6 protein-coding genes and 1 pseudogene are annotated in these 5,064 nt (G+C 28.9%); all 7 read right to left on the minus strand.

Features of this window, described 5'->3' with window-relative positions; genetic code table 11:
- Positions 1-257: hypothetical protein (locus HMPREF9129_RS11700; protein ID WP_370882808.1), on the minus strand; the 257-nt coding region annotated here is incomplete at its 3' end.
- A complete protein-coding gene (locus tag HMPREF9129_RS06275; RefSeq protein WP_004821614.1) occupies positions 235-420 on the minus strand; it encodes a hypothetical protein in 186 nt (61 codons plus the stop codon). The genes HMPREF9129_RS06275 and HMPREF9129_RS11700, both read right to left, overlap by 23 nt.
- Positions 421-623: 203 nt before the next feature.
- Positions 624-746 carry a hypothetical protein gene (locus tag HMPREF9129_RS12390; RefSeq protein ID WP_257009199.1) on the minus strand — a complete coding sequence of 41 codons (123 nt, stop codon included), beginning with the start codon at positions 744-746 and terminating at the stop codon, positions 624-626.
- Between the two features lie 78 nt (positions 747-824).
- On the minus strand, positions 825-1,238 hold the full coding sequence (locus HMPREF9129_RS06280) for a SoxR reducing system RseC family protein (protein WP_040552682.1): 414 nt from the start codon (positions 1,236-1,238) through the stop codon (positions 825-827).
- A gap of 20 nt (positions 1,239-1,258) precedes the next feature.
- Positions 1,259-3,031, minus strand: coding sequence for an aspartate--tRNA ligase (gene aspS, locus HMPREF9129_RS06285; protein ID WP_004821618.1), 1,773 nt, complete (start codon positions 3,029-3,031; stop codon positions 1,259-1,261).
- A gap of 135 nt (positions 3,032-3,166) precedes the next feature.
- Positions 3,167-4,684, minus strand: a complete 1,518-nt coding sequence (locus HMPREF9129_RS06290) for a Mur ligase family protein (RefSeq protein ID WP_004821621.1) — start codon at positions 4,682-4,684, stop codon at positions 3,167-3,169.
- Positions 4,681-5,064 (minus strand): annotated as a pseudogene (locus HMPREF9129_RS11705) (hypothetical protein); the annotation flags it as partial. The gene HMPREF9129_RS06290 and the pseudogene HMPREF9129_RS11705, both read right to left, overlap by 4 nt.

Below are 5,064 nucleotides of genomic sequence, written 5' to 3' on the forward strand. Positions count from 1 at the left end.
TTTTCATAAGTTTCACCCGTCAATTTTTCAATTACTGCTTGATTTTCGTAATATTTTTTAACTAATTCTTCTGTTTTATATACAAGCTCATTCAAATTTGTACTAGTCAAAGTTCCTGTATTAAAACTAAAGTCTTCTAAAGTCTTGTATAATTGATATGTTGTTAAAACATTGTTATATAAAGAGTTTAAATTATCTGGCATATCAGTTAAGTCATGAGAAATTTCATACAAATTATCTGAATACATTGTCGTCAAAAAAAAGTAGTATGTTATTAAATTTAGATTCATTATTTAAAGAATTTAAATATGATATTGTTCCACTCTTCTTTGCCTCTTTTATAAAATTGTCAATATCTAAACTAGAATATAAATCAGGTTTTAATTGTTCGCTAATTTCTCTACTATCTAATGACAACACTTGAGCAACTAAACCTGTGTAATCTTCTGCCTCATAATATGACCCATCAAAATAATGGATATATTTTTTAAGTTCCTCTCTTAAGTCATTTTTTATCTTGTTATTTTCATCAACTAATCTTTTTACTTCTTCTTGGACTAATTCATCATCTTCTTTTAGATAATCAAAACCATAAATAGTTAAGAATTCTATTGATTTATCATTTAATTCTTTTTCCTTTTCTTTTTTAATTCTGAATTTAGCTTTACTTCGTCTTCTATACTTTGTAGTTCTTTTTTTAAAGACTCCAAATTATTTAATTCTGACAAATAACTACTGTATTTCATTTTAGAATAAGCAAAAATAACACTAGTAGTTATTAAAATATTATGGAGAAATTCAATAGAGTCTGAAATGATTTTTTTTTACTCATAACTAATCTTCCTTATTTTTATCTCAGAATTAGTGTTTTTTAAATTTCCATCTATTTTTCTTATTACAGAATAACTAATAGCTATAGATATTAAACCTATTAAAAAACACCAAATTTGCTTTGATTCCCCCAGAATTACAAAGGATGTAATCACACTAATTATAAATGTAATGAGAGGAACTCCATATACTAAACTAATATATCCTAAAACTTTAGACGAATTGATTTCTAATTCTACTCTATCTCCAATTTCAGCTTCAATTGTATTTAATAATCTTAGAGTTTCAGCCTTTGATCCACAATGTGCGCCACAGCTTTCACAACTTCCACCACAAGCACTTTCTCTAATGCTTACTATATCTAAGTAATCTCCATCAACATTTATAACAATGCCTGAATTTTTCAATTCCAACACCTCCTAAAATGTCAGTCTATTACCTTTACATGAACCTCTTTAAGTTGTTTTTCAGATACAGTTGCCGGTGCTCCTGTCAATAAATCTGTAGCTGATTGAGTCTTTGGAAAAGCTATTACATCTCTGATATTTGATGAATCTGTGAATAACATAATTAATCTGTCAAGCCCATAAGCTATTCCTCCATGAGGTGGAGCGCCATACTTAAACGCATCAATTAAGAATCCAAATTTTTCTTCAGCCTCTTCACTTGTAAAACCTAAAGCATTAAACATTTTTTCTTGGATTTGTGGGTCATTTATTCTAATACTCCCACCACCCATTTCATCTCCATTTATTACGATATCATATGCTTTAGCTCTGCAATTTTTAGGGTCTGATTCTAATTTTTCTATATCTTCGTCCATTGGTGCAGTGAAAGGATGGTGTTTAGCTACATATCTCTCTTCTTCTTTATCATATTCGAAAAGAGGGAATTCAGTAATCCATAGTAGTTCGTATGAATCAGGTTTTATTAAATCCATATCTCTTGCAACCTTGTTACGAAGATTACCCAAACTATCGAATACAACTTCTTCTTCATCGGCTACAAAAACTAATAAATCTCCATCTTCTCCTTTAAGTTTTTCTATTAAAGAATTTAATGTATCTTCACTTATAAATTTTACAATGGGAGAAGATACTTCCCCATTTTCAAGTTTTATCCACGCTAATCCTTTAGCTCCATAAGTTTTAACGAACTCTTCAAGCTTCGAAATTTGTTTTCTTGAATACTGATCAGCTCCACCTTTAATGTTAATACCTCTGATAGAACCAGTTTCAACTTGAGAATCAAACACTTTAAATCCTGAATTTCTAACTTGTTCTTTAACATCCACAAGTTCTAGACCAAATCTTAAATCGGGTTTATCTACTCCAAATCGATCCATTGATTCTCTATAACTTATTCTTTTAAGCGGTAAAGTTATATCTACTCCAACCATTTCCTTAAAAGCATACTTTAAAAATCTTTCATTAATTTCCATTACGTCTTCTATGTCAACAAAACTCATTTCAGTATCTATTTGAGTAAACTCAGGTTGTCTATTAGCTCTTAAGTCTTCATCTCTAAAACACTTAGTTATTTGAAAATATCTATCAAATCCAGAGCACATCAAAAGTTGTTTCATCAACTGTGGTGATTGTGGAAGAGCATAAAATTGTCCTTCGTTAATTCTTGAAGGCACTAAATAATCTCTAGCTCCCTCAGGTGTTGGTTTAGTAAGCATAGGAGTTTCAACTTCAATAAATCCTTCTGCTGAATAGAAATCTCTTGTTACCTTATAGAATTTAGACCTTGCAAACAATTTTTTTTGCATTGAAGGTTTTCTCAAATCTAATGACCTATATTTTAGTCTCATATTTTCTGAAACATTGTCATCATCTTTTATATATATAGGTGGAACTTCAGATTTATTTAAAATTCTTAATTCATTTGCTAAAATTTCAACTTTTCCAGTAGGAATTTTAGCATTTATTGAAGATCTTTCTCTTACCGTTCCTTTAACAGCTACTACAAATTCAGATCTCAATCCTGTAGCTTTTGCAAACAATTCTTTATCTACTGTATCATCAAAAACTACTTGAACTATTCCCTCTCTATCTCTTACATCTGTAAATACTATTGAACCTAAATTTCTCTCTTTTGAAATCCAGCCCATTATAACTACTTCATTTCCGATTAGATTCTCTCTAACTTCGCCACAATAATGGGACCTCTTTAAACCAGTTAACTTATCAGCCATTTATTCCTCCATATTAAAAACTCGTCCCTTGGGACGAGTGGTCTTTTATTTCTTAGTAAGCCCTCTTGACCCCTGACGTAGTCAGGTAGGTACTAAACAATTCAATTATATTATTTTATATTCTGCATGTCAATTTTAGCATATTCTATTTTCTACTTTATCTTTAAGTACTTCCAAATCAGTTTTATTCATTTTTGAAAGTTCATCAAATAAAAATCCAGCTCCCTTATCCATTCCTTGACAACCTGCAAGTAATAAAACATCACCATCATTTACATCATCTAAAGTTACTCTTATAGCTTCTGATAAAGTATCTATTATTTCAAAATTCATATCATGTTCAGACATAGTATTTTTAAATACTTCTAATTCTTCATCTAATACAATATCTTTTTTACCCACAACATCTTTACTCAAAGTTGCAATTACTTTATCAAGCCCTAAATCTTTAAACCATTGGACCATTCTCTCTGATGTTTCTCTGTTTAATTCGACCCCTCTACTACCTCTTATTGCATATAAAACATGTAAATTTTTATATTTCATTTGTTTTAAAGTATCTAAGGTTACATCTATATTTCTAACATTGGCAAAATGGTCATCTAGAACTTTAAAAGAACCGTCATAAATCATTTCACATCTTCTCTCAACACCAGAGAATAACTTTAGAGCTTTTATTATAATTTCCTTATCTATTCCCTCTAACAATGCCACTATTATAGCAGCAACAGCATTCATAACTGATGAGTATCCAGAAGCTGACAATTCAATATCGAATTTTTCAGGCTTAATTTTTATTCCGTTAAATTCTATTTCTTTTAAAACTTCAAACGTAAACTTCCCAAATCCGGTACTTAAATCTAAATCTTTTATAGTACAATCATAAGCCGAATTTTTTAGAGAATACGCTACAACTTGTCCCTTAGTTTCATCTTTTAATTTTGCAATTTCATCAAAATCCATATTTAAAACACAAGCTGTCTTATCTTTAGCCTCTCTTATCAATTTAGATTTAAATTTATAGTAATTTTCAAAACTTCCATGTTGGTCAATATGTTCTCTTGAAAAATTGTTAAAAGTAACAATGTTAAAATCTATATTTTTATTTCTATATAACTCTTGAGCTGAAGAAGAAACTTCCATAGTAACTTTTTTTATCTTATTCTCAACCATATCTGATAGATATCTTTGTAAATCATAAGATTCAGGTGTAGTTAATATTGATGGGACCATTACGTCAGCATATTTTGTATAAACAGTTCCTATTATTCCTGTTTTATAACCAGCTAACCTGTATATAGTATCCAACATAAAAGATGTAGTAGTCTTTCCATTAGTAGCAGTTATCCCAACCATATTTAACTTTTCTGACGGACTATTAAAATATCTATTAGATAAATCTGCTAATGCAATTCTTGAATTTTCAACTTTAATTTGTGGAATATCAACGTCTACATAATCTTCCACAACAGCAACTACTGCACCTTTTTCATATGCATTCTTAACATATTTATGTCCATCAGTTACATATCCCTTAGTAGCAACAAATAAATCTCCAGATTCTACATCATTAGAATTATATCTAATGTTTTTTATATCTAAATTTTCAATTCCTAGTTTACTAAAATCATCTATTAATTGATTTAATCTCATTTCCCACTCCTATATCTATCAAATAGAACTTTTAATTTTTTAGCAGAAACTTCTTTGTTTCTCAATAAATATTCTCGCATACTTCTAAAATTTGATATCTGTTCAAATTTTTTACTATTTATATGAAGTTTAGAAGTTGCTCCCATTCCAAACCCCCATATATCATGTAATTCCTGTATCATCATAATATTATAAACACATTCATGCCTTTTTATAGAATAACCTATATTTTCATTACCACCAATAATACGTTTTTGTCTGTATAAATAATATGGATTATACCTATTTTCTTTTAACCTATTTATAATTTTATTATTAAAGTTTAAATCAAAACTTGATACATTTTGATTATTTAAATAATCTGTTCCATTTTTAATGCT

It is taken from the genome of Peptoniphilus indolicus ATCC 29427 (genome assembly GCF_000227315.1).
Lineage (GTDB): Bacteria > Bacillota > Clostridia > Tissierellales > Peptoniphilaceae > Peptoniphilus > Peptoniphilus indolicus.

Bases quoted from the DNA above. Each gene is read 5' to 3' on its own strand.
- aspS (WP_004821618.1), bottom strand. From the start codon at position 3,031: ATGGCTGATAAGTTAACTGGTTTAAAGAGGTCCCATTATTGTGGCGAA.
- HMPREF9129_RS12390 (WP_257009199.1), bottom strand. From the start codon at position 746: ATGAAATACAGTAGTTATTTGTCAGAATTAAATAATTTGGAGTCTTTA.
- HMPREF9129_RS06290 (WP_004821621.1), bottom strand. From the start codon at position 4,684: ATGAGATTAAATCAATTAATAGATGATTTTAGTAAACTAGGAATTGAA.